This window comes from Bradyrhizobium sp. A11 (assembly GCF_042077125.1).
GTDB classification, from domain to species: domain Bacteria; phylum Pseudomonadota; class Alphaproteobacteria; order Rhizobiales; family Xanthobacteraceae; genus Bradyrhizobium; species Bradyrhizobium japonicum_B.
The window spans coordinates 1101949-1122873 of the sequence record NZ_CP149509.1; the positions used below are offsets into that span (position 1 = coordinate 1101949).

Consider the following 20925-nt stretch of genomic DNA (forward strand, 5'->3'; position numbering starts at 1 on the left):
TAGCGCAGGATGGTAGCGCAATCAACGCAGCATGTTGTCAGACCTAGGTCGCGAGTGTCGCTCTGTGGCGATGCTTAACGCGCGCATCGATCCAATCGCCGCATCAATTCGCCCCGATCAATTCGCGAAGTCCGGGCAGCGGCAGAGAATCGCGCGATCCTCAGTTGGACTTCGCATTCTCCTTGGCATTCTCCGCCGTCGGCGATCCGTCCTGTGCGGGGCGCTTGCCGCCCCCGGTGATGCGCTGCTTCAACAGATCGAGGAAGGGCGAGGCCGCGGGCGACTGCCGGATCAGGCTTTCAGGGTCGGGGAAAATCAGCGGATCGTCCCACGGGCCCTGCACCATGAAGGGCAATTGAAAGCCGGACGCCGTATTGAGGCTCGCCACGCCCTTCATGTCGTATTCGCGCGTCGGCACCGAGGCGGTGCCGGTCAGCGTGATCTTCGCCGCCGGCCCTTCGATGCGGATGTCCTCCGCGGTGGCGATCCCGTCGGAGAATTTCACCGCGATGGTGAGATTGTTGTACGGCGTCGAACCGTTGCGGAAATTGCCGCCGCCCGAGAGCGGCCGCCGCTCCAGCCGCTTCAGGAGCTGCTCGGCGTTGAAGCCCGAGATCGCGCCGTCATGCCCGGTGACGGTGGCACTGCCGTCGAGCGACTGCACGAGGCCGAACGGGCTCGACCCCGAGGCGAACAGGGACACGTTGATGTTGCCGCGCCCGGACAGCTTGTTGAGGCCGAACAATTCGGTGGCGCAGGCCTGGAGATCGACGTCGGTGAACTGGAACTGCGCCTTGATGTCGGCGACGGTGTCGGAGCGTGCGATGCCGAACGAGCCCTTGGCGATGCCGCCATAGACCTGGGCCTCGCCGACCGAGAGCGCCAGCGTGCCGTTGCGCAGATTGGCACCGATCGCGGTGCGGCCGAGCTTGGTCGGCCCGACCGTTAGCTTGGCCGCCGACAGGCGCATGTCGAGGTCGGTGGTCGACAATCCCTGGAGATCGAACAGCTGCCTGTTCCAGTCGCGCGCCCCGCTCGCGAGCAGGCGGAAGGTCGAGATATAGGGCGTGAAGTCGAGCGCGTCGGCGGCAAGCGTCGCCTGCAGCGTCTGCCGGCCGTTGTTGGCGTAGGTCATGACGCCCTCGGCGGCGTTGCCGTCGAGCTCGACATTGACATTGGTGAGCGCGATCGAGGGGCCGACGACGTTGGCGCGCGCCTTCAGCGCGAAACGGCCGAAGCCGCCGCTGGCGGGCTGCGGCTGCCCGGTCCAGCGCAGCGCGTTGCGCAAGGAGGGGCTGTCGATCGTCAGCGTGCCCTCCATCATCGGGCTGGTGCGGTTGGCGACGCTGCCGTCGAATGCGAGCTTGAGCGGCGCGCTGGCGATCCGCGCCTTCAACCCCGAGCGATCGCCGGAGAGGGCGGCGACGAAATCGGAAAAGCTGATCGAGCCGTCGACACGCTCGCCGCGCCAGTCGAACTGTCCCGTCGCGGCGAAGGAGCGCGAGATCGAGGGCCAGGCCAGCGACAGGTCGATGTCGCCGAGCCGCTCGGTGGCGTGGGTGGCTGCGTCCTCGTAGTCGAGCACGCCATCCTGGATCCGGATTTCGGAGAACGAGACCTGATTCTCGGCCCCGGGCTTCATGGTGCGGGCGATGGTCTGGATGAAGGGCGTCCAGTTGCTCTCACCGTCCGGCTTCAGGCTGACATGGATGCGCGGCCGCAGCAGCGTCAGGTCGGCGATCTCGAACCGCTGCAGCAGGAGCGGCAGCAGCCGCAGATTGGCGGTGAGCACGTCGACATGGAGCGCGGAATCGGTGGTGCCGCCGCCCTTCAGGCCGACGTCGTGGAAGGAGATGTAGCTCGCCGGCAGCACCGAGATGTCGATGCTGCCTGCGACGCTGAGCTCGAGCCCGGTGACGTCGCGGATCTGCGCTTCGACCGCCTTGCGCAGCGCGTCGCGGTTGATGAGCCAGGAGGTCGCGATCAGGGCGATCAGCGCCACGCCGAGCAGCGCCGCGATCGGCGTCCCGAGGCGCTTCATTCCTTGGGCCATGGTCAATGGCGTGTCCTGATCGGGTTGGTCGTTGGAGCCGGAAGGGCGGGTCGGGAAACCTGCGTGGCCACGCCCAAGCCTATGATGTTAAGTCCCGCAACTTGATGGGTTTTCTTGTCGCTTTCAAGGCCGTGGACGGTTCTGCCCACGGCGTTGGGCAGCTTCTATCACCCGGGCGCGGTGCGGAGAACCCCGTATCATTGACGGCTTTGGAGGATTTCGCCTAATAATCGCCGCCAATACGGCGCGACGCCTCCAAACCGAAGGTTCAGTCGAAGGTATTTGTATGAACAAGGTCTATCCCGACGCCAAGTCGGCTCTCGACGGCATCTTAAAAGACAACATGATGATCATGTCGGGAGGTTTCGGCCTCTGCGGCATCGCCGAGGAGCTGTCGGATGCGATCCGGGAGTCCGGCGTCAAGGGCCTGACGGTGGTCTCCAACAATGCCGGCGTCGACGGCATCGGGCTCAGCCGCCTGTTGGAAACGCGGCAGATCAAGAAGATGATCTCGTCCTATGTCGGCGAGAACAAGCTGTTCGCCCAGCAATTCCTCGCCGGCGAGCTGGAACTCGAATTCAATCCGCAAGGCACGCTGGCTGAGCGCATCCGCGCCGGCGGCGCCGGCATTCCGGCCTTCTACACCAAGACCGGCGTCGGCACGCTGATCGCCGACGGCAAGGAAGTGAAGGAATTCGACGGCGAGAAGTATCTGATGGAACGCGGGCTGTTCGCCGACCTCGCCATCGTGCATGCCTGGAAGGGCGACACCGCCGGCAACCTCATCTACCGCAAGACCGCGCGCAACTTTAACCCGATGATGGCGACCGCCGCCAAGATCACGGTGGCCGAGGTCGAGCATCTGGTTCCGGCCGGTGAACTCAATCCCGACCACATCCACACGCCCGGCATCTTCGTGAAGCGCATCGTCGAGGTCGGCACGGCCAAGAAGCGTATCGAATTCCGCAACACTCGCCCGCGCACCGCCGCCTAGGCGTATCAGGAGACTCATATGGCCTGGACCCGTGAACAGATGGCCGCGCGCGCTGCGAAAGAATTGCGCGACGGTTACTACGTCAATCTCGGCATCGGCATCCCGACGCTGGTCTCGAACTACATCCCCGACGGCATGGACGTCTCCTTGCAGAGCGAGAACGGCATGCTCGGCATGGGTCCATTCCCCTTTGAGGGCGAAGAGGATCCCGATCTCATCAACGCCGGCAAGCAGACCGTCAGCGAGCTGCCCTCGACCTCCTATTTCTCGAGCGCCGATTCCTTCGGCATGATCCGCGGCGGCCACATGGATCTCTCCATCCTTGGCGCCATGCAGGTGGCCCAGAACGGCGATCTCGCCAACTGGATGATCCCCGGCAAGATGGTCAAGGGCATGGGCGGCGCGATGGATCTCGTCGCCGGCGTCAAGCGCGTCATCGTGGTCATGGAGCATTCGGCCAAGGACGGCCCGAAGCTGCTGAAGAAGTGCAATCTGCCGCTGACGGGCGAGCGCGTGGTCGACATGGTCGTCACGGATCTCGCCGTCTTCACCATCGACAAGCATGGCAATGGCGGCATGGCTCTGATCGAGCTCGCCGACGGCGTTTCACTCGACGAGGTCAAGGCCAAGACCGAAGCCGAATTCCGCGTCGCGCTGAAGAACACCTGAGGTCTTCGAGAATGGGGCGCGCATGACGATACGGTCTGCGCGTCTCGGAGACGCCGAATTCATCGCAAGGACTATCTTGTCCTCGATGCGAGGCCACCGGCCATCCGGCTGGTTCGATATCGCGCTAGGCTGGCCCGAACAGCCATGCGTTGACTTCATCGCGCGCATCGCGACCGCAGATGCGGTGTCGATGTGGCACGTCTCACAATTTCTCATCGCCGAAATCGACGGCAAGCCGGCGGCGGCGCTTTGTGCATTGCCGGCGGCAGGCACTGGACCCGCGGCCTGGCGCGCCATCGAGCAAGTCGCGGCCGTGACGGAGCTTGCCGCGCCGGAATTGGAAGCGATCCGCAAACGCGGCACCTACACGCGCGCCTGCTGGGTTCAGGGCGGCGAGGGCGACTGGATGATCGAGCATGTCGCGACCGATCCGGTTCATCGCGGTCGTGGGCTCGTGCAGGCGTTGATTGCGCAGGCCCTGGACAAGGGACGGGCGGCTGGGTTTGCCAGGGCGACGATATCATTCCTGGTCGGCAACGAACCCGCCGAGCGCGCCTACGCCAAGGCTGGCTTTGTCTTTGTGGAGGAGAAGCGCGATCCCGCGTTCGAGGCGATCATCGGCGCTCCCGGCTTTCGCATGTTCGCGCGAGCGATTTGATTGTCCCTGATGGCTTGAATGCGCAGACGATGTGTCCATGCCTTCAAGCGGGGCCGCTTGGCACTTCGGAGAACCGGGTCAGCCAGACCACCGGGCCGATGCTGGCGGCGATGATCAGGAGGGCCGCAAGCGCGCCGTCCTCGAAATTGCCGCGGCTTGCGAACTGGTAGATCGACGTCGATAGCGTCTCGACGTTGAGGGGCCGCAACAGCAGCGTTGCCGGCAGCTCCTTCAGGCAGTCGACGAACATGATGATGACGGCGCCAAGCATCGCGGGCCGGAGCAACGGCAGATAGATCTGCCTCAACATGACCGCCTGGCCCGCGCCGACCGTGCGCGCGCTCTCGTCATAGTCGCGCGGAATGCTGTCGAACCCGGCCTTGATCATGCCGACCGGCACGGCCAGAAAACGAATCGTATAGGCGATGACGACGGCCGTCCCCGAGCCGACCAGGATCAGCCCGGGCAGCGAACGTCCCGTCCAGGTCGCGACCGCGCTCAGGGCGCTGTCGACCGCCAGCACGGGGGTCAGCAGGCCGAGGGCAATCACGAGACCCGGCAGCGCGTAACCGGCCTGCGCGATGCTCATCGCCAGATATCGCAGGGGATCCGGCCGAAAGCGGTGCGCGATCGTCGTGGCGAGCGCAAGCATCAGCGCCATCAGCGTCGCGAGCGCTGCATAGGCAAACGAATGGAAGGTGTGGCGCCACAGCAGCGGGTCGAAATTTGCAAGCAGTCCGCGACCGAGAGCCTGATGCGCCAGATAGAACAGCGGCACGACGAAGCCGATCAGCACCGGCAGCGCGCAGACCGCGAACGCGATCCACGCCCTTGCGCCCGAAAGCGGGGTTCGCTGCCTCACATGCGGGCTTTCGGCCGAGAACTCGGCGTTGGCGTTGCGACGGCCGTAACGCTCCATCGCGATCAGGCCGGCGACGATTGCAAGCATCAGGCATGCGAGTTGCGCCGCACCGGCAAGGCTGCCGCGGTTGAGCCAGGTGGTGAAGATCGAGACCGTCAGCGTGCGGATGCCGAGATACTCGCTGGCGCCGATGTCGTTGAGCGTTTCCAGCGCGACCAGCGCCACGCCGACCGCAAGCGCCGGCCGCGCCATCGGCAGTGAAACGCGCCAGAAGACAGTCCATCGGCCGGCCCCCAGCGTCGTAGCCGCCTCGGCGAATTCGGCAGACTGAACCTGAAACGTCGCACGCGCCGACAGATAGACGTAAGGATAGAGCACGAGCCCGATTACGAAGACGGCGCCCGGCAGCGAACGCAGGTTGGGCAGATAACCGAGGGCATCGCGCAGCGGCAGCCAGATCGCCAGGGTGCGATGCACCAGGCCGAGCGGTTCGAACAGGTCGGCATAGACGTAGGCCGCAAGATAGGTCGGAATCGCCAGCGGCAGCGGCATCAGCCACAGCAGCATGCCCCGGCCGGGAAAATGGTGGCGCGATATCACCCATGCGGTGCCGGCGCCGACCAGAAGTGTGAGCGCGCCGACCCCGACGAGCAGCAGGGCCGTGTCCAGGAGCGCGGCCGGCAGCACGTAGTTGATCAGGTCGTGCCACACATCGGTCGCGGGCTGCAAAGCCAGCGAAACGATCGAGATCACGGGGGCCGCGACCAGGATCGCGGTTGCGATCGCGATTGCGGTCGCGGCGCGCCCGGCGTGGGCGCGGCCTCTCAAGCGAGGCCGTGCGCCCGAAGGTTCTGCCAGTTCGAGGGACGAGGGCCGCCAGAGATCAGTTGTCAAAGCCGACCTTGTCCACCAGCGAGGCCGCAGCCTTGCGGTTGGCGGCGATCTTTGCGATCGGCAACGGATCTGGGCCGAGCTTGCCGTAGCCCGCGATGGTAGAGTTGATGGGGACACCGCTCCGAACCGGATATTCGTAGTTCTGGTCGGCATACATCTGCTGCGCCTGCTCGCTGACGAGCCACTCGATCAGCTTGATGCCGTTGGCCTTGTTGGGCGCGTGCTTGGCGAGCAGAACGCCGGAGAGGTTGACGTGGGTGCCGCCGCCCTCGAAGGTCGGCAGGATGACGCGGGTCGCCTCCGCCCACGGCTTCTTCTCGGGATCGTTTTTCATCATCAGCGCCCAGTAATAGGTGTTGCCGATGCCAATGTCGCACTTGCCGGCGGCCACGTCACGCGCTGCTTCGCGATCGCCGCCCGACGGCTTCTGCGCGAGATTGGCCTTCACGCCGCGCAGCCATTCCTCGGCCTTGGCCTCGCCGTGCTTGGCCGTGTAGGCCGCGAACAGGGCGTTGTTGTAGATGTGCTGGCCCGAGCGAATGCAGATCTTGCCCTTCCACTTGGGATCGGCGAGCTCCTCATAGGTAATCTTGTCCTGCTTGACGCGATCCTTCGAGGCATAGATCACGCGCGCGCGCATGGAGATGCCGGCCCAGTGTCCGTCCGGATCGCGATACTGCGCCGGCACGACCTTCTCGACCACCTCCGACTTGATTGGCTGGGTGACGCCGGCCTGCACGGCCTCGTCGATGCGGCCGATGTCCACTGTCAGCAGCACGTCGGCCGGACCGTTGGCGCCTTCCGCCTTCATACGCTGCTCCAGACCTGAGCTTGCGGAGACGACATTGACCTTGATGCCCGTATCCTTGCTGAAGGCGTCGAACAGGGGCTGGATCAGCTTGGTCTCGCGATAGGTATAGACGTTGACCTCGCCATTGGCGGCTGCTTTCGAGGCAAAGGATAGGGTCAGGCTCAACACCGCCGCGGAGGCGGCGAGGACGCGAAGGTTAATCATAAGGGCTGCTCCAGGCGGGCGATTGACGCCGGATTGAGTAGCGCAGGCAATGCGGCAAAGTCAGCGACGCGATGTCGCGAAGAACGTGACTTAGAGTGATTCCAATATTTCCTACTTTAGATCGATTCTAATCAATGGAGACGTTGAGGGGAAAACGTATATGCGCCGCGACGATCATGATCTTGCCGCCCACACCTTGCTCCAGCGCGCCGATACGCTCGCGACCCACGACGTCTCCTCGCGCACCAGGCGGAAGCCGAGATTGGCGGGCGGCACGCCCTGGGCGCAGCCGCCGGCGCGGGCGTCGCGGATGAAATCGGTGACATAGGCGCGGTGCGCGCCCTCGGCGACGCGCACGCCGCAGTTCACGGTCGGGCGGCCGGCATTGCCTGAAGCGTCGAAGCGCGAGCGCACGAAGCAGGTCGACGTCCACTCCCAGACATTGCCGGCGAGATCTTCGATGCCGTGCTCGTTCGGGCCGAACTTGCCGAACGGATAGGCCTTGGTGTCGGAGAGGTCGCGTTCGGATTCGCGCTCATAGCGGCTGATCCAGCGCTTTGAAGGATCATTCGCATCGACCGCGAGACCGTCGTCCTTGAATCTGGAGCCGGCGGCAAAGGCCCATTCTTCATCGCTCGGTAGCCGGTAATGATGGCCGGTCTTGCGCGACAGCCAGCCCGCATAGGCCTCGGCGTCGTGCCAGCTCACCTGGACCGCAGGGCGATCCGGCGCGATGACGACGTCGCGGTCCAACGCGCGGCATGCGCCATCCCGCACGCAGAGCTGAAAGTCGGCGGAGGAGACCTGCTCGCGCATGACATGCAGCGGCCGGTCGAACCGCAATGTGCGCAGCGGCGCTTCGGCCTGCTGCCCGCCGCGCGTGAAATCGCCGGCCTCGCGATACAGGAAGCTGCCCGCGGCGATCTCGACAATCGCCGGCTCTTCTTGCGCGGCATGTGTTTTCATTTCCGACATCAGAGGCGCAACGGCGAGCGGTCCTGCAAGTCCGGCCGCGCAGGCCAGAGCCAGTTTCAGCTTGAATGCGATCAGCATGATGGTCCCCCGAATGAGGGGCCGGCTGTCCGCCGGCCCCTCTCGCTTGGTCAGTTGATCTTGCGGCCGGTCTGCAGGGCGCCTTGTGTCTGCGGCGGAATCTCCGCAGGTGCCTTCACCTGGGTCATCAGATCGTCGTTCCACTTGCCTTCGACCTTGAAGTGCGCGGTGGCGCCGAGATTGGCCGCCTCGATCAGATTGTGCGTGACATAGGCGTAAATGCCGGGCTGTTGGAATTTGTACAGCGCAGCTCCCGCCGAGCCGCCGCGGATGAACCAGGTCTCGAGCCCGACCTCCGGTGCATTGCCGAACTTTCCGGTCTCCCAGACATAATCGCCATGCCCGCCGATCAGATGCGGACGGCTGTCGCGATTGGCCTGCGAATGCACGATCAGCACGTTCTCCCCGACCTTGGCGGTGAGCGCGTTCTTGCCGGTGAGCGCGCCGGCCTTGCCGTTGAAGACGACATGGGTGGGGATCAGCTTGTTCATCACCTCTTCGGTCTCGGTAAAGGCTTCGCCGGGCGATTCGTAGGACTTGAAATTGCCCTTCGCGTCACGCGGCACGTACATGTCCTGCTCGCCGATATAGTAGACCTTGTCGTACTTCAGGGCGTGGCCCTTGCCGTCGTTCAGTCCGTCGCGCGGCAGCACCATCACGGCGCCGTTCATGCCGGAGACGACGTGCCAGGGGATCATCGGGCCTCCCGGTGCGCAGTGATAGACGAACACGCCGGTCTTGGTCGCCTTCCAGCGCAGCACGACCTGCTCGCCCGGATTGACGAGCGTGAGCTCGCCGCCACCGAGCGCGCCGGTCGCGGAGTGGAAGTCGATGTTGTGCGGCATGGTGTTGGTGGCGGGATTGACCAGCGTCAGCTCGACATAGTCACCCTCGTGCACGACCATGAGCGGTCCCGGCATCGAGCCGTTGAACGTCATGGCCTGGAAAGTGGTGCCCTTGTCGTCGATGACGACCTTCTTCTCCTCGACGGTCAGCTTGAACTCGACGATCTTGGGAGCCTGCGTCGTGGCCTGCTCGTGCGCGTGCACGAAGGGCGGAGCGACCAGCTCCACCTTCTGACGCGGCAGCTTGAGATCGCTGGCGGCGAAGGCCGGGGCCGCCAGCATCAAGGCAGTCGCGGCGGCGCTGATCAATGCGGCTCTGCGGGTGAACATCGGAAGCATCCTTCATGTGAATAGATCTGATAACGAATGCAGTGTGCGCCGATCGCGGCAAGCGTATTTGCGCTGCAACAAGCTTTCGCCGTGATTCACCTCCGCAATGGTACTTAGGCGTCCTCGTGAAGTAGTATCGTCGATACCGCATTGATCGATTCCGACGTCGTCATGGCGGACGTCGAGGCTCAGCGAACAGACGCCGGACAGCGGTGTCGACATTCTTGACACGCGACTGAGCGTCGCCGACGCGTCAGGCGTCGCAGCTGTCGATGTCGTGCGATGCGCAGAATTGCCGAGCGTGACCGCACCGCGTCTGTGCTCAGCGGCGACTCGGTCGCATCTTCAAGCGGGATAACCATTCGACCGGTGACGTGGCCGTCACCTTTCGCAGGGGCGGCCGATACGACCCGCGACCTTGGCGGTGCGCGGCCCATGCGATCGATCGTCGGATCGCAACTAGATGAGCTGCACGGCAAGCCAGATCGCCAGCGACAATACGGCGAAGACCGCGATCGCGGCGGCCAGAGCGCGCGCGGCGCCGGCCGGAGCCGGTGCGACCGGGGTCGGCCGGAAGTCGTCGAAGCGCGGGATATGGCCGCGGACGTCGAGCAGGGAAAGGATCAGTTCGAGTGCGAGAAGCCTCATGGCAAACGCTCCGGATAGCCGCACGAATGTTCTTATCATTGCCGGGAACCGGCCGCTGGGCTTTGCGCGAGCGCAAAGTCGCCTCGGCACATCCGGGTTAATTGAAGTCATTCCGTGATTTGCCGTGATGTCTGCACACGGCCTAGATTTACGAATGGGTAAGACATGAGAGCTGATCTTGCGGCAAGCTACGGCGAAGAGCGATTGCCGCGCTACACGAGCTACCCGACCGCACCCCATTTCTCGACGGCGATCGGCCCGGACACCTATGCCCGGTGGCTGGCGGAGCTGCCGGCGGGTGCCAGCGCGTCGCTCTATCTCCACGTGCCGTTCTGCCGCGAGATGTGCTGGTATTGCGGCTGCCACACCCAGATCGCCCGCCGGGACGAGCTCATCGCCGGCTATCAGCGGACCCTGCGCAACGAGATCGCGCAGATCGCCGAGACCATCGGCCGCCGCATCAAGGTGGAGCACATCCATTTCGGCGGCGGCACGCCAACGATCATGGCGCCGGAGGCTTTCGTCGAGCTGATGGCGACGATGCGCCAGAAGTTCTTCGTGCTGCCCTCGGCCGAGATCGCGGTCGAGATCGATCCCCGCACCTTGACCGCAGACATGGTCGAGGCGATGCGGCTCTCCGGCGTCAACCGCGCGAGCCTCGGCGTGCAGAGCTTCGATCCCGTGGTGCAGCGGGCGATCAATCGCGTGCAGAGCTTCGAGCAGACGGCGTCCGTGGTCGACATGCTCAGGCGCGCCGGCATCGCGGGAATCAATTTCGACCTGATCTACGGGTTGCCGCACCAGACCGTCGCATCGTGCCTGGATACGGTTCGGCGCAGCCTCACCCTCGCGCCCGACCGCCTCTCCGTGTTCGGCTACGCCCATGTGCCCCAGTTCAAGAAGCACCAGCGCATGATCAACGAAGCCGTGCTGCCTGACGGCCTCGCGCGCCACGACCAAGCTTGCGCGATCGCCAATGCGCTGAAGGAGGCCGGCTATGTGCAGATCGGGCTCGATCATTTCGCCCGGCCTGGCGACGCCATGGCGGTGGCCTTCGAGGACGGGACGCTGCGGCGCAATTTTCAGGGCTACACCACCGACAAGGGTGAAGTCCTGCTGGGCTTTGGCGCCAGCGCGATCGGTCATTTGCCGCAGGGTTACGTCCAGAACGAGGTGCAGATCGGCGCCTACGCGCAGAGCATCGCCGCCGGCCGTCCCGCGACCGCGAAGGGCTATCGGCTCACCGAAGACGACCGGCTGCGCGCCGACATCATCGAACGCATCATGTGCGAGTTCAGTGCCGATCTCGGCGACATCTGCGCGCGCCATGGCGCCGAGGCAGCGACGATGCTGCGCTCGGCGGCGCGACTGAGCCCGTTGATCTCCGACGGCGTCGTGAGGCTGGAGGGCAATCGCCTCGCAGTCGCACAAGACTCGCGCTTCCTGGTCCGCAGCGTCGCCGCCGCGTTCGACGCGCATCTCAACCCGGCAAAGCAGCTGCACAGCCGGGCGGTGTAATTCGTCATTCCGGGGCGCGCGCAGCGCGAGCCCGGAATCCATTTCTGTACGTCATCCGCCGCCCGATGGATTCTCAGATGCGCAATTGCGCATCGAAGTTCGCGCCAAACGGCGCGCCCCGGCATGACGAGCTGAGGGAAACGGCAACTGCTTGCGCTTCCACAAAGAAACTCCGCGCTCCTCCGTTATCGTCGTCTCCGAACGGAGTTGTCCATGTCCTTTGCATCCGACGATCTGGTCGATGACATCATGCGTACGGCGCCGCACACGATCCGCGTGTTTCTAGCCTTCAAATTGGCTTGTGTCGGTTGCCCGATCGCAACCTTCCACACGGTGGATGATGCCTGCCGCGAGCATGGCATCGACCGCGAAAAATTTCTTGCCGCACTGGTCGATTGCGTGCCGGCGTGAAACGGTCTGGAATTCGTGCGGGCGCGCGCGGATTCTCGGGTGAGGGGCGGCTTTCGCCGTAAGCGGAGGCGCCCTCACTCCTATCTCGCTCTTGGCCGCAGACGCCTTGGTGCGGCCGTCACGCCGCCCCGCTGTCTGCGCTCCGCTCCGCCAGCACGACGATCCCGTGCGGATCGCGCAGGATGATGCGCTGACGGCCGCTTTCGACGAGGCCCTGGCTTTCCCAGCCGCTCAGTATGCGGCTGACGGTGTGCAGCGTGGTGCCGGTCATCTGCGCGATGTCCTGACGGCTGATCGGGAAGTCGATCTCGATGCCGCGGTCGAGCTTCTTGCCGGACTGCTTGGCGAGGCGCAGCAGCGCATGTGCGACGCGCTGCTCGACCTGCTGAGTCGACATTTCCAGGATGCGGGTGTGGCTCTCCTGGAGGCGGGTGCCGACGGTCTGGAGCGTGTTGGCGGCAAGCGAGGGAAATCGCTCGATCAGCCGCGGCCAGGCCGAGGTCGGCCAGATCAGCACCACGCTGTCGTCGACTGCGGTCGCGGTCGCCGGGTATCGCGAGGCGCCGATCGCCATGGCGAGCCCGAACGTTTCGCCGGGCGCGACATAGCGCACCACGATCTGCTCGCCGGTCGGAGTGGTCTTGGCCGCGCGGACGTGGCCGTGCAGCAGCAGGAAAAACGACTGTGCGTCCGCACCCTGCTCGAAGATGGCACTGTTCTTGGGATATCGCGCCGAACGGGCCTCACGCAGAATCTCGTCCAGAGCTTCCGGCGTGACCCCGGCAAACAGCGGCAAATGCGCAACCAGCGATGTGTCGACCTTGGCCATTCTGCCTCCTTGGCGTCAAGGAGTGTGATGGCACCTGCAATCGTCCGATAGTTTGCGATAGCGCAAAACGGAACAATCGGCTGGCAGTATTTTTCCAGACAACGGACTGAAATTCATTGGAGTTGACCCCATGGCTGGCGCCCGATCCCGCAATTATCAGGGCTGGCCGCTGTTTGCGCACAGTTTTCGGCCTTTTTTCCTGCTGGCCGCGATCCAGGCCGGATTGTCGATCCTGGCCTGGCTGCCGATGTTCTATGGCGAATTGTCGGTGAGTTCCGCATTCGCGGCGCGCGATTGGCACGTCCACGAGATGCTCTACGGCTTCCTGCCGGCGGTGATTACCGGGTTCCTGTTCACGGCCATTCCGAACTGGACCGGCCGGCTGCCGATCCAGGGCACCTCGCTCGGAGCCCTGGTGATGGTCTGGCTGGCTGGGCGGGTCGTGGTGACGCTGTCGGCCGATACCGGCTGGGCGTTCGCGTTGGCGGTCGACGCCGCCTTCCTGGCGCTGGTCGTCGCCGCCGCGGCGCGTGAAGTCATTGCAGGCGGCAACTGGCGCAACCTGCCAGTGGTGGGGCTGGTGTCCGTTCTGCTCGCCGGCAACGTCGCTTTTCATCTCGAGGCGCATTACCAGGGCGCGGCCGATGTCAGCATCCGCGTCGGCGTCGGCGTGGTCATACTGCTGATCGCGCTGATCGGCGGCCGCATCATTCCGAGCTTCACCCGCAACTGGCTGGTCAAGTTCAATCCCGGCCGGCTGCCGGTGCCGTTCGGACGTTTCGACGGCGCAGTGATCGGATGCAGCGCGCTCGCGCTCGTCTCGTGGGTCGTGGCGCCGCTGAATGCCGTCACCGGTGTGCTGATGGCGCTCGCCGGCGGGCTGCATCTGGTGCGGCTTGCGCGCTGGGCCGGTGATCGCACCTTGCGCGAGCGGCTGCTCGTGATCCTGCATGTCGGTTACGTGTTCGTGCCGTTCGGCTTCATCCTGCACGCCATTGCGGTGTTCGGAGCGCTGCCGCCGAGCGCCGGCATCCACGCCTGGATGACCGGTGCGGCGGGGACCATGACGCTCGCGGTGATGACCCGCGCCAGCCTCGGCCATACCGGACAGGCCTTGACGGCTTCGCCGGCGATCCAGGCAATCTATGCCGCGATCATCATCGCGGCTCTGGCCCGGATTGCTGCGGTGGTCTTTCCCGCGCACAGCTATGTGTTGCTGCACGTTGCTGCCTGCGGTTGGCTGGTCGCGTTCCTCGGATTTGCCGTCGCGTTCGGGCCGCTGCTCGCCGGCAGCCGGCGGCGGGCCCTCGCCATCATGGGCGTGCCGGCCCCGGCGCGCTGAACTCAGGCCGCGCTTGCCGAGGGCGCATCGGCCGCCGGTGGTCTCACGCCCTTGCGCCAGTCGGTGATGGTGCAGCCGAAGCGGCCGCGGAACCAGCGCGCCATGGCGCTCTGCGCAGAGAACCCAAGCTGCAGCGCGATGTCACCCAGCGGCCGCCCAGGGTCGTCGATCAGCTGAGTGACGAGATCGGCGCGTTGCGCATCCAGGATGGCCGAGAAGCTGGTGCCTGCTGCGGCGAGATGGCGGTGGATGGTGCGGCGGGTGCAGGCAAGATGCTCGGCGACGCGCTCGACGGTGCAGTCGCCGGTAGCGAGCAGGGTCCGCACGACCTCGTCGACCTTCCCCTCCCAACTTGCCGGCCGGGTCTCGATTGCCTCGATGCGCTTGCGCAGATAAGTCGCGACCAGGGGGTGCGCGCCCGGGATCCGGCGCTCCATGTCGTGTGCCGACAGCAGGATCGCGTCGTCCTCGGCGTTGAAGGTCACGCGGCAGCCGAAGAAGTCGCGATAGCGCTTGCGGTCCTTCGGCGGCGGATAATGCAGATGCACTTCCTGCGGCCGCCAGTCATGGCCGAACAGCGATTGGATGATGCGGTGGACGCTGCCGAGGGCCATGTCGATCGACTGCCGCGGCGCGCTCGGCTGCCGGCCGCGCAGATGCAGCCTGACGGTCACGCTCTGCCTGCCGCGCGTCACATCCAGCCGCATGCCATCATGATGGATATGGATGAAGCGCGAGAACGCCTCGATCGCCTCGCCCACGGTCGCCTGCTCGCGCACGATCAGGCCGACGGCGCCGAAATTGGTCAGGCCGCCGCGCTCGGCGAGACGCAAGCCGAAATCTTCGGCGCCGGACGCCGCTGCCGACAATTCGAGCAGACGGCGCAGGCCGGCGACGGCGATGGGAGTGTCGGGCTTGTCGAGACAGGCCAGCGGCAGCCTGGCCTTGCGCATCATCTGTTTGGGATCGAGCCCCACCGACCGAGCGATTTCCGGGTAATAGCTCAAGCCTGCGCTGCGAACGAGGTCGGTCATGCGAACCGTTCCTGCCAGCCATTCCCGCAGATGTCCCGAAATGTAAAGTTTCTGTCTCGGTCCGTCAAATCCGGGAACCGGGCGGGACATACATAGGGGAAACCGAGGCACTGGCGTGAATGCCGTGCTCATGACGGCGCGGCGCGGCGATGGGGCCTGCCTTCCGTCTCGGACCATTTGACCAAGACATTGCTGGATCGGGATATGCCGGGAAACACGCTTTCCAAGGGTGAGGTATTCGTCATCGAGACCGATGCGGCCTCCCGCGAACAACTTTCAGCCGCGCTCCAACAGAGCGCCTATGACGTGATCTGCTTCGCCGACGGTGCGTCTCTGTTGTCCGAGGCAAAGGCGCGGATGCCGGCCTGCGTGCTGATGGAGTTGCCGCCCGATCGCTCCGGCCTCGACATGCTCAGGCGGCTGCGCCAGGAAAACTGCATGGCGCCGGTGCTGGTGACCTCGGCGAACGGTAGCATCGCCTTGGCGGTCGACGCCATCAAGAGCGGCGCGGCGGACTTCATCGAAAAGCCGTTCCGCACCCATGACATCGTCGGCCGGATCGATGCCGCCATCGATGAATTCGCACAGCCCCGCACGAGCCGACAGGGCTGGCTGCCCGGCTGCGAGCCGCTGACCGCGCGCGAAGCCGACGTGCTCGAGCACCTTGCCGCCGGCCTGACCAACAAGGAGATCGCCCGTCGCATGCATCTGAGTGCGCGGACGGTTGAAGGTTACCGCGCCGGCATCTTGAAGAAGGCCGGGGCCAAAAACGTGACCGATCTGCTTCGACGCATCTTTGGCCAGAGCGCGCCGACCCAGGCTTAGCACCCGCGGGATCGCCAGCCGTTCCGCAGCCTTGGTGCCGCCGCAGCGGTGCCCAACGTAAACCCCAATCGAACCGGTTCCTTCCCTGCCGCGTCCAACCATCTTGGCAAGGCATCTTTCGCGCGTCCGGCTGGCGACGCGTCGATATCGGCAGGGAGGAATTTCATGCGCATCACCGCAAAATGTCTGGCAACGACGAGCCTGGTCCTGGTGACCGCGGCCCTCGCGGTGCCGTCATGGGCCGCCGAACTGGACGCCAAGTCGGCGATCGACGCCGTGACCGTCTATCCCGATGGCGCCACCGTCACCCGCATCATCGCGCTGGACCTCGCCTCAGGCGATTCGACGCTGGTCGCCAGGGATTTTCCGCTCTCGCTCGATCCGTCCTCGCTTCGCGTCGAAGGCGAGGCGGGCGCCAAGCTCACCATCGGCACGATCGATGCCCGGCCGCCGCGGGCCGCGCCGCCCGTCAACCTGTCCGAACTCGACAAGCGCATCGAAGCGCTGAGAGATCAGCGCGCCGACCTGCAAGGTGCGATCGACTCGGCAAACGCAAGGCGCAGCTTTGCCCAGCGCTTTGCCGAAGCCTCGCCCGCAGGCCTCGGCGACAAGGGCGAGGCTCGGCCGATCACCGAATGGCGCGCGGCCTTCGCCGCGGTTGCCGAGGAGACCGCGACCGCCGATACCACGATCCGTGACGCCACGCGAAAGCAGCGCGAGATCGACCGCCAGATCGCACAGCTCGAGGCCGAGCGCTCGGCCAAGCCGCCGAGCAAGCTGGAGGTGCGGATCGATGTCGCCTCCGCCGCTGCGACCAAGGCGACGCTGCGGGTGACCTACGCCGTGCGCAACGCGCGCTGGGTGCCGCTCTACGACGCCAGGCTCGACACCGGCGCCAAGGATCGCAAGCCGCAGCTCGAACTCGTTCGTCGCGCCGAGATCACGCAGTCGACCGGCGAAGACTGGTCGAATGTCGCGCTCGGTGTCTCCACGGTGCGTATCGGCCGTGGCGGCAGCGCGCCGGAGCTCGGCTCGCTGGTGGCGCAATATCCGCAGCCGCCCAAGCCGCTAGCGCTCGGCACGGCCTCGGACCTGGCGCGGCCTGCACCCATGACGCGCCAGGCACATTCGCCGGCGATGGCCAAGATCGCGGAGGCGTCCGAGTCGCGCGAACGCGCCGATGAGCAGCAGGCGGTGGCCGAGATCGGCGGCTTCCAGGCCACGTTCAAGATTCCCGGCCGCGTCAGCCTCGGCGCCCAGGAGGGAGCCAAGAGCATGCGCATCGCGGCGATGACCGTCCCTGCCGAACTCGCCGTCCGCGCCGCGCCCGTGCTGGACCCGACCGCCTTCCTCGAAGCCAGCTTCAAGCAGACCGACGACACGACCCTGCTGCCTGGCAAGGTTGCGATCTATCGCGACGGCGTCTTTGTCGGTCGCGGCAAGATCTCGGCGTCGGCCAAGGACGACTTCGTTCGGCTCGGCTTCGGCGCCGACGACAAGGTCAGGATCGAGCGCGCCGTGCTCAAGCGCAATGAGGGTTCGGCAGGCCTGCTGGTCACGACGTCCAAGACGGAGGAACGTGCGTTCAAGACCATGATCCGCAACGGCCACGACTTCCCGATCAAGATTGCGATCGAGGATCAGTTGCCGGTCAGCGAGAGCGAGGACATCGTCGTCGAGATGCTGCCGTCGACCACGCCGCCGACCGCGAACAACATCCGCGACAAGCGCGGCGTGCTGGAATGGTCGTTCGAGGCCAAGCCCGGCGAAGTCCGCGACATCAACTTCGCCTGGCGCATCCGCTGGCCGAAGGACAAGAGCATGGTGATCGTGCCGGCGGGGTAGGCTCGGTCGCACCTCCTTTGCAGAAACAGGATTGGCTAAATTCCGGTCGCAACAGCCCGCATCGACTGCGGCAACACATACGGCACGCCGTCGGCCTGATGCACGACCGCGTCGATCTCGAAGATATCCCGGATCCTCTCCCGCGTGACGATGTCTGCGCGCGGGCCGTCTGCGACGAGCTTGCCGCCAGCCAGCACGATCAGCCGGTCGGCGAAGCGGATGGCGAGATTGAGGTCGTGCAGGATCGCAATCACCGCCGTGCCGGTGCCGGCGCGGCGGCGTGCCGCCTCGACGAGGTCGATCTGGTGACGCAGATCGAGGCTCGAGGTCGGCTCGTCCAGCAGCAGAAGTCCCGGGCCATGCTCGGCCTCGCCGCAGGCGAGCTGGACCAGCACGCGGGCGAAATGAGCGCGCTGCTGCTCGCCGCCCGAGAGCGTCGGCAATTGCCGTTCGCGGAAATGCGCAAGCCCGACCTCCTCGAGGGCGGCATCAACGAGCGGGCGCGCGTCACGCCCGCTGCGCTCGCCCGCGCCCATCTGCACGATCTCCTCGACGGTGAAGGGAAAGGTGACGTTGATGTGCTGGGACAGCATTGCGCGGCGCGCAGCGAGCTCGCGCGGCGTGAAGCTGCCGATGTCGCGCTGCTTCAGGCGCACCTCGCCTGCACTTGGCCGGAGATCGCCGGAGAGCAGCCGCAGCAACGTCGATTTGCCTGCGCCGTTCGGGCCGATCACGGCGACCATCTCGCCGGCCTTGACCGTCAGGCCGACGCCATCGAGCAGCTGCGCGCGGCCGGCGCGCTTGCTCAAGGCGCGGGCCTCGATCACGGCACTCATAGCGAGGCGAGCCCGCGCTGCCGCAGCAGGATGAAGAGAAAGACCGGCGCGCCGACCGCCGCGGTCAGGATGCCGATCGGCATCTCCGCCGGCGCGACGATCGTGCGCGCCAGCGTATCGGCGCCGACCATCAGGATCGCGCCAAGCAGTACCGATGCCGGCAGCAACAGCCGATGCGCGGGCCCGATGACGAGGCGCAGCAGATGCGGCACGACAATGCCGACGAAGCCGATGACGCCGCTGATCGACACGGCGACGCCGGTCATGGCGGAGACCATGACGATCGAGATCCGCTTGAGGCGCTCGACATCGACCCCACCGTGAAAGGCGTCGGCCTCGCCGAGCACCAGGAGATCTAGGCCGCGCGCGATGAAAGTGCAGGCACCGAGCCCGACGACGAGGACCGGTGCGAGCACGGCAGCTTTGGCCCAGGTCACGCCGCTCATCGAGCCCAGCATCCAGAACGTGATGTCGCGAAGCTGGCGGTCGTCGGCGATGAACACCAAAAGGCCGATGCCCGCATTGGCGATCGCGGTGATGGCGACGCCGGCAAGCAGGAAGATCGCAATCGAGGTGCGCCCCGAACGGCTCGAGATGCCGTAGAGGATTGCGGTCGTGGCCAACGATCCCGCGAATGCCGCGAGCGGAAGCAGCTCGGTCTGGAGGAAGCGCAGCGTCTCGCCGAAGCGAGAATCAGTGAAGACGATCGCGCTTGCGGCTGCGAGCGCGCCGCCACTGGAGACGCCGACCAGGGCGGGATCGGCCAGCGGGTTACGAAACAATCCTTGCATGATCGCGCCGGCCGCGGCGAGCAGGCCGCCGATCATCGCGGCCGCCGCGATCCTGGGGACGCGGATCGACCACAGCACGAGCTGGTCGCGGGCGGTCATGGCCGTTCTTTCGCCCGACAGTCCGAGTGCGGCGGGCAGGCGGGAGAGGGGGATGCCGGCGGCGCCCAGCGTCAGCGCGACGATCGCGGTGACCGTGAGCACCGCGATCAGGACGACGATCGCCAGGGACGCAGACCGTCGTCCGGCCCCGGCGCGTCGTTCCGGGATGCGCGCTCCGGTCCCGATCGCAACGCTCATTGCCGGCAGTTCGCCGCAGACAGCGCCGACGTGAATCCGTCGCCCCGCTCGGCCAGTGCCGGATAGAGTCTTGCGGAAAGATCGCGCGCTGCCGCCGCCGTCCGGGGGCCGAAGCCGAGTAAATAGAGCCCGTCCATGGCGATGAAGCTCTTGTTGGCCGCGACCGGCGTCAGCGCAAAGCCGGGATGGGCATAGATCGCCTCGGCCTGGACCTGGTCCTTGCCGCGTTCGATCGACAGCGCGACGTCGGGCCTTGCCGCCGCGATCGCCTCGTCGCCGATGATCTTGTAGCCGTCGAAATCGTCGATGGCATTGGCGGCGCCGGCGAGCTTAATGATCTCCTCGGCCGCGGTCTTGCGGCCCGCCACCAGCGCTCTGCCGTTCTGCAGCGACATCACGAACATCACGCGCACCGGTTTGATCACCTTGGCACGCAGGGCGCGGAGCTGCGCAAAATCGGCGCTGACCGCCGCGCTCAGGCACGCGGCGCGCGCGTCGACGCCCATGGCGTGACCGACCAGCCTGATCTTCTCGATCAAGCCGGCCTCGGTGAAGGTGTCGGGTACCAGCACCAACGGCACTTTCGCGGTTTCCAGGACGTCCATGGTCTCGCGCGGACCTGAGCCCTGGATCGCCAGGATCAGGGTGGGATTGAGGCCCAGCACGCCTTCGGCGGAGATCTGGCGCATGTAGCCGACATTGGGCTTGTCGTGCAGCGCCGCCGCCGGATAAAGGCTCGTGGTGTCGACGCCGACCAGCCGGTCCTCGAGCCCCAGCGCATAGAGGATCTCGGTGATGGCGCCGCCGATCGAGACCGTGCGCGCGAAATCGGTCACGGCGATCTCGCGATTGCGCGCGTCATGCACGGTGATGCCGGCGGCGTGCGCGGCCGGCGTGAGCGCGATTCCGCTGCAGAGCAGGAGATTGGCGAGGGTGCGACAAAATGCCATTGCGGATTACTTCGTCAGGATCAGCTTGTTCTGCGCTGTCAGACGAAGCCGATAGCTGTCTTCGCCATGCGCAATGATGATCTCGCGGGCGACCGCGAACAACTCGCGGCTGTCGATCTGGCTTCCACGCATGGTCAGGGTTCTTGTCGTCGCAGAAGAGCCTTCTGCTGTCCCCGCGGCGTCGCCGTTGTTGCTTGCGGACGTTGCTGACATATGAAGTGTGATG

20 protein-coding genes are annotated in these 20925 nt (G+C 65.7%); 8 read left to right on the plus strand and 12 right to left on the minus strand.

Features of this window, described 5'->3' with window-relative positions; all coding sequences use genetic code 11:
- Positions 1–160: 160 nt before the first annotated feature.
- Positions 161–2053: an AsmA family protein gene (locus tag WI560_RS05100; RefSeq protein ID WP_257176772.1), complete on the minus strand. Its 1893-nt coding sequence runs from the start codon at positions 2051–2053 to the stop codon at positions 161–163.
- A 286-nt stretch (positions 2054–2339) separates the two neighbouring features.
- Here WI560_RS05100 and WI560_RS05105 point away from each other — a divergent pair, with 286 nt between their 5' ends.
- Genes WI560_RS05105 through WI560_RS05115 form a run of 3 tightly spaced genes read left to right on the plus strand, consistent with a single transcriptional unit; the run spans position 2340 to position 4374 of the window.
- On the plus strand, positions 2340–3047 hold the full coding sequence (locus tag WI560_RS05105; RefSeq protein ID WP_375307124.1) for a CoA transferase subunit A: 708 nt from the start codon (positions 2340–2342) through the stop codon (positions 3045–3047).
- A gap of 18 nt (positions 3048–3065) precedes the next feature.
- A complete protein-coding gene (locus WI560_RS05110; RefSeq protein WP_375307125.1) occupies positions 3066–3716 on the plus strand; it encodes a CoA transferase subunit B in 651 nt (216 codons plus the stop codon).
- A gap of 22 nt (positions 3717–3738) precedes the next feature.
- Positions 3739–4374, plus strand: coding sequence for a GNAT family N-acetyltransferase (locus WI560_RS05115; protein WP_375307126.1), 636 nt, complete (start codon positions 3739–3741; stop codon positions 4372–4374).
- Between the two features lie 43 nt (positions 4375–4417).
- On the opposite strand, the gene WI560_RS05120 is transcribed toward WI560_RS05115, so the two are convergent.
- From WI560_RS05120 to WI560_RS05140, 5 genes are all read right to left on the minus strand, one after another.
- A complete protein-coding gene (locus WI560_RS05120) occupies positions 4418–6064 on the minus strand; it encodes an ABC transporter permease (RefSeq protein ID WP_375307127.1) in 1647 nt (548 codons plus the stop codon).
- 55 nt (positions 6065–6119) lie between these two features.
- Positions 6120–7145 carry a Fe(3+) ABC transporter substrate-binding protein gene (locus WI560_RS05125; protein ID WP_375307128.1) on the minus strand — a complete coding sequence of 342 codons (1026 nt, stop codon included), beginning with the start codon at positions 7143–7145 and terminating at the stop codon, positions 6120–6122.
- A gap of 174 nt (positions 7146–7319) precedes the next feature.
- Positions 7320–8198: an SUMF1/EgtB/PvdO family nonheme iron enzyme gene (locus WI560_RS05130; RefSeq protein WP_375307129.1), complete on the minus strand. Its 879-nt coding sequence runs from the start codon at positions 8196–8198 to the stop codon at positions 7320–7322.
- A gap of 50 nt (positions 8199–8248) precedes the next feature.
- A complete protein-coding gene (gene nirK, locus WI560_RS05135) occupies positions 8249–9373 on the minus strand; it encodes a copper-containing nitrite reductase (protein WP_375307130.1) in 1125 nt (374 codons plus the stop codon).
- A 459-nt stretch (positions 9374–9832) separates the two neighbouring features.
- Positions 9833–10021: a hypothetical protein gene (locus WI560_RS05140; RefSeq protein WP_375307131.1), complete on the minus strand. Its 189-nt coding sequence runs from the start codon at positions 10019–10021 to the stop codon at positions 9833–9835.
- A gap of 165 nt (positions 10022–10186) precedes the next feature.
- Between WI560_RS05140 and hemN the strand changes: the two genes are divergently transcribed.
- Together hemN and WI560_RS05150 are read left to right on the plus strand one after the other, a co-directional pair.
- The gene (gene hemN, locus WI560_RS05145; protein ID WP_375307132.1) at positions 10187–11539 is read left to right on the plus strand and encodes an oxygen-independent coproporphyrinogen III oxidase; all 1353 of its coding nucleotides are present in this window, start codon (positions 10187–10189) and stop codon (positions 11537–11539) included.
- A 213-nt stretch (positions 11540–11752) separates the two neighbouring features.
- Positions 11753–11950 (plus strand): DUF1858 domain-containing protein, encoded by a 198-nt coding sequence (locus WI560_RS05150; protein ID WP_375307133.1) that lies wholly within the window; start codon positions 11753–11755, stop codon positions 11948–11950.
- A 118-nt stretch (positions 11951–12068) separates the two neighbouring features.
- On the opposite strand, the gene WI560_RS05155 is transcribed toward WI560_RS05150, so the two are convergent.
- Positions 12069–12779, minus strand: a complete 711-nt coding sequence (locus WI560_RS05155; RefSeq protein WP_257176781.1) for a Crp/Fnr family transcriptional regulator — start codon at positions 12777–12779, stop codon at positions 12069–12071.
- A gap of 130 nt (positions 12780–12909) precedes the next feature.
- Between WI560_RS05155 and WI560_RS05160 the strand changes: the two genes are divergently transcribed.
- The gene (locus WI560_RS05160) at positions 12910–14121 is read left to right on the plus strand and encodes an NnrS family protein (RefSeq protein WP_375307134.1); all 1212 of its coding nucleotides are present in this window, start codon (positions 12910–12912) and stop codon (positions 14119–14121) included.
- Positions 14122–14123: 2 nt separating this feature from the next.
- On the opposite strand, the gene WI560_RS05165 is transcribed toward WI560_RS05160, so the two are convergent.
- Positions 14124–15155, minus strand: coding sequence for an AraC family transcriptional regulator (locus WI560_RS05165; RefSeq protein WP_274069713.1), 1032 nt, complete (start codon positions 15153–15155; stop codon positions 14124–14126).
- A gap of 204 nt (positions 15156–15359) precedes the next feature.
- Here WI560_RS05165 and WI560_RS05170 point away from each other — a divergent pair, with 204 nt between their 5' ends.
- Both WI560_RS05170 and WI560_RS05175 read left to right on the plus strand, forming a co-directional pair.
- Entirely contained in the window at positions 15360–15980 is a 621-nt protein-coding gene (locus tag WI560_RS05170; protein ID WP_375308776.1) for a response regulator transcription factor, read from the plus strand.
- Between the two features lie 165 nt (positions 15981–16145).
- Positions 16146–17825, plus strand: a complete 1680-nt coding sequence (locus WI560_RS05175) for a mucoidy inhibitor MuiA family protein (protein ID WP_375307135.1) — start codon at positions 16146–16148, stop codon at positions 17823–17825.
- A 35-nt stretch (positions 17826–17860) separates the two neighbouring features.
- Here WI560_RS05175 and WI560_RS05180 read toward each other — a convergent pair whose 3' ends face one another.
- Genes WI560_RS05180 through WI560_RS05195 form a run of 4 tightly spaced genes read right to left on the minus strand, consistent with a single transcriptional unit; the run spans position 17861 to position 20912 of the window.
- A complete protein-coding gene (locus WI560_RS05180; RefSeq protein WP_375307136.1) occupies positions 17861–18661 on the minus strand; it encodes a heme ABC transporter ATP-binding protein in 801 nt (266 codons plus the stop codon).
- Positions 18658–19749, minus strand: coding sequence for a FecCD family ABC transporter permease (locus tag WI560_RS05185; protein WP_375307137.1), 1092 nt, complete (start codon positions 19747–19749; stop codon positions 18658–18660). The genes WI560_RS05180 and WI560_RS05185 overlap by 4 nt, the downstream gene beginning before the upstream one ends.
- Positions 19746–20699 carry a hemin ABC transporter substrate-binding protein gene (locus tag WI560_RS05190; RefSeq protein ID WP_375307138.1) on the minus strand — a complete coding sequence of 318 codons (954 nt, stop codon included), beginning with the start codon at positions 20697–20699 and terminating at the stop codon, positions 19746–19748. The genes WI560_RS05185 and WI560_RS05190 overlap by 4 nt, the downstream gene beginning before the upstream one ends.
- A gap of 6 nt (positions 20700–20705) precedes the next feature.
- Positions 20706–20912 carry a hemin uptake protein HemP gene (locus WI560_RS05195; protein ID WP_375308777.1) on the minus strand — a complete coding sequence of 69 codons (207 nt, stop codon included), beginning with the start codon at positions 20910–20912 and terminating at the stop codon, positions 20706–20708.
- Positions 20913–20925: the final 13 nt, after the last annotated feature.

What these genes read in the sequence shown, in the direction of transcription:
- WI560_RS05185 (WP_375307137.1), bottom strand. Translation starts at nt 19,749, where the DNA reads ATGAGCGTTGCGATCGGGACCGGAGCGCGCATCCCGGAACGACGCGCC.
- WI560_RS05105 (WP_375307124.1), top strand. Translation starts at nt 2,340, where the DNA reads ATGAACAAGGTCTATCCCGACGCCAAGTCGGCTCTCGACGGCATCTTA.
- WI560_RS05190 (WP_375307138.1), bottom strand. Translation starts at nt 20,699, where the DNA reads ATGGCATTTTGTCGCACCCTCGCCAATCTCCTGCTCTGCAGCGGAATC.
- WI560_RS05140 (WP_375307131.1), bottom strand. Translation starts at nt 10,021, where the DNA reads ATGAGGCTTCTCGCACTCGAACTGATCCTTTCCCTGCTCGACGTCCGC.
- WI560_RS05155 (WP_257176781.1), bottom strand. Translation starts at nt 12,779, where the DNA reads ATGGCCAAGGTCGACACATCGCTGGTTGCGCATTTGCCGCTGTTTGCC.
- WI560_RS05110 (WP_375307125.1), top strand. Translation starts at nt 3,066, where the DNA reads ATGGCCTGGACCCGTGAACAGATGGCCGCGCGCGCTGCGAAAGAATTG.
- WI560_RS05150 (WP_375307133.1), top strand. Translation starts at nt 11,753, where the DNA reads ATGTCCTTTGCATCCGACGATCTGGTCGATGACATCATGCGTACGGCG.
- WI560_RS05100 (WP_257176772.1), bottom strand. Translation starts at nt 2,053, where the DNA reads ATGGCCCAAGGAATGAAGCGCCTCGGGACGCCGATCGCGGCGCTGCTC.
- WI560_RS05130 (WP_375307129.1), bottom strand. Translation starts at nt 8,198, where the DNA reads ATGCTGATCGCATTCAAGCTGAAACTGGCTCTGGCCTGCGCGGCCGGA.
- WI560_RS05160 (WP_375307134.1), top strand. Translation starts at nt 12,910, where the DNA reads ATGGCTGGCGCCCGATCCCGCAATTATCAGGGCTGGCCGCTGTTTGCG.
- WI560_RS05165 (WP_274069713.1), bottom strand. Translation starts at nt 15,155, where the DNA reads ATGACCGACCTCGTTCGCAGCGCAGGCTTGAGCTATTACCCGGAAATC.
- WI560_RS05175 (WP_375307135.1), top strand. Translation starts at nt 16,146, where the DNA reads ATGCGCATCACCGCAAAATGTCTGGCAACGACGAGCCTGGTCCTGGTG.
- WI560_RS05170 (WP_375308776.1), top strand. Translation starts at nt 15,360, where the DNA reads ATGCCGGGAAACACGCTTTCCAAGGGTGAGGTATTCGTCATCGAGACC.
- WI560_RS05115 (WP_375307126.1), top strand. Translation starts at nt 3,739, where the DNA reads ATGACGATACGGTCTGCGCGTCTCGGAGACGCCGAATTCATCGCAAGG.
- hemN (WP_375307132.1), top strand. Translation starts at nt 10,187, where the DNA reads ATGAGAGCTGATCTTGCGGCAAGCTACGGCGAAGAGCGATTGCCGCGC.
- WI560_RS05125 (WP_375307128.1), bottom strand. Translation starts at nt 7,145, where the DNA reads ATGATTAACCTTCGCGTCCTCGCCGCCTCCGCGGCGGTGTTGAGCCTG.
- WI560_RS05195 (WP_375308777.1), bottom strand. Translation starts at nt 20,912, where the DNA reads ATGTCAGCAACGTCCGCAAGCAACAACGGCGACGCCGCGGGGACAGCA.
- WI560_RS05180 (WP_375307136.1), bottom strand. Translation starts at nt 18,661, where the DNA reads ATGAGTGCCGTGATCGAGGCCCGCGCCTTGAGCAAGCGCGCCGGCCGC.
- nirK (WP_375307130.1), bottom strand. Translation starts at nt 9,373, where the DNA reads ATGTTCACCCGCAGAGCCGCATTGATCAGCGCCGCCGCGACTGCCTTG.